General features: G+C 67.4%; 1 protein-coding gene. It reads right to left on the bottom strand.

The features are described from left to right. Positions 1–70: 70 nt before the first annotated feature. On the bottom strand, positions 71–1270 hold the full coding sequence (locus tag PV781_RS24020) for an IS256 family transposase (protein WP_274778138.1): 1200 nt from the start codon (positions 1268–1270) through the stop codon (positions 71–73). Positions 1271–1368 lie beyond the last annotated feature (98 nt).

The following is a 1368-nucleotide window of genomic DNA, read 5'->3' as shown; positions in this document are numbered from 1 at the left end:
GGTGATGTCCCTGGGTGTGGTGTAGCTTCGGATCGCCACGGACCAGCCGACGGAGAAGGCCGGGCAGTCGTCATGCCGGCACGGCCGACAAGCTGACGAGGGGATTTTCGCTCATCGGCGCCATCGTTTCCAGCGTCATGTAGCGCGCCCGCTGCACCGCCCATTCATCGTTTTGTTCGAGCAGGAGGGCGCCGACGAGCCGGGTGATGGCGCCTTCGTTGGGGAAGATGCCGACGACCTCTGTCCTGCGCTTGATCTCGCCGTTGAGGCGCTCGAGCGGGTTGGTGCTGTGCAGCTTCGCCCGATGCTGGGCGGGGAAGCTCATGTAGGCGAGCACGTCGGGTTCGGCCTCGTCCATCAAGGTCGCCAGCTTCGGCAGCTTCTGGCGTAACTGGTCGGCGACGGCGCGCCACTGCTTCGATGCGGCGGCGGCATCGTCCTGGGCGAAGGCGGTGGCGATGAAGGCGGAGACGACGCGCCTGCCGCTCTTGCCGGCATGCGCGAGCGCGTTGCGCATGAAGTGGACGCGGCAACGCTGCCATGAGGCGGTCAGCACCTTGGCGACCGAGGCCTTGATGCCTTCGTGGGCGTCCGAGACCACGAGCTTGACGCCGCGCAGGCCCCGGCGAGCGAGCTTGCGGAGGAAGCCCGTCCAGAAGGGCTCCGCCTCCGAGGGCCCGATGTCCATGCCCAGCACCTCGCGCCGGCCGTCGGCGTTGACGCCCACGGCGATGATGACGGCCACGGAGACGATGCGGCCGGCCTGGCGGACCTTCACGTAGGTGGCGTCGATCCACAGATAGGGCCAGTCGCCTTCGATTGGCCGGTCAAGGAAGGCCTTCACCCGTTCGTCGATCTCCTCGCACAGCCGCGAGACCTGGCTCTTCGAGATGCCGCTCATGCCCATGGCCTTGACCAGGTCGTCGACCGAGCGCGTCGAGACGCCCTGGATGTAGGCCTCCTGGATGACGGCGGTCAGCGCCTTCTCCGCCATCCGGCGCGGCTCCAGGAAGCCGGGGAAGTAGCTCCCCTTCCTCAGCTTGGGGATGCGCAGCTCCACCGTGCCGGCCCGCGTCTCCCAGTCGCGATCACGATAGCCGTTCCGCTGGGCCAGCCGGAGTGGGCTCTTCTCGCCATGGGCTGCGCCGGTCAGCGCGCCAACCTCCAGCTCCATCAGCCGCTCGGCGGCGAAGCCGATCATCTCGCGCAAGAGATCAGCGTCGGGGGTCTTCTCCACCAGCGCGCGCAGGTTCATCATCTCGTCGGTCATTGGTCGTCCTCAGGTTCGCTTGGTTCTCGCAAACCCGAGCCTCACCCGAAGACCGGCCAATGGCCACCGTCAGCTACACCACCACCGGGGACACGATC

Origin of the sequence: Aquabacter sediminis, from assembly GCF_028863665.1 — a bacterium.
GTDB lineage: Bacteria > Pseudomonadota > Alphaproteobacteria > Rhizobiales > Xanthobacteraceae > L1I39.
The sequence above is the reverse complement of the archived record's forward strand: the minus strand, read 5'-3'. Positions and strand labels throughout refer to the sequence as shown.

Bases quoted from the DNA above. Each gene is read 5' to 3' on its own strand.
- PV781_RS24020 (WP_274778138.1), bottom strand. From the start codon at position 1,270: ATGACCGACGAGATGATGAACCTGCGCGCGCTGGTGGAGAAGACCCCC.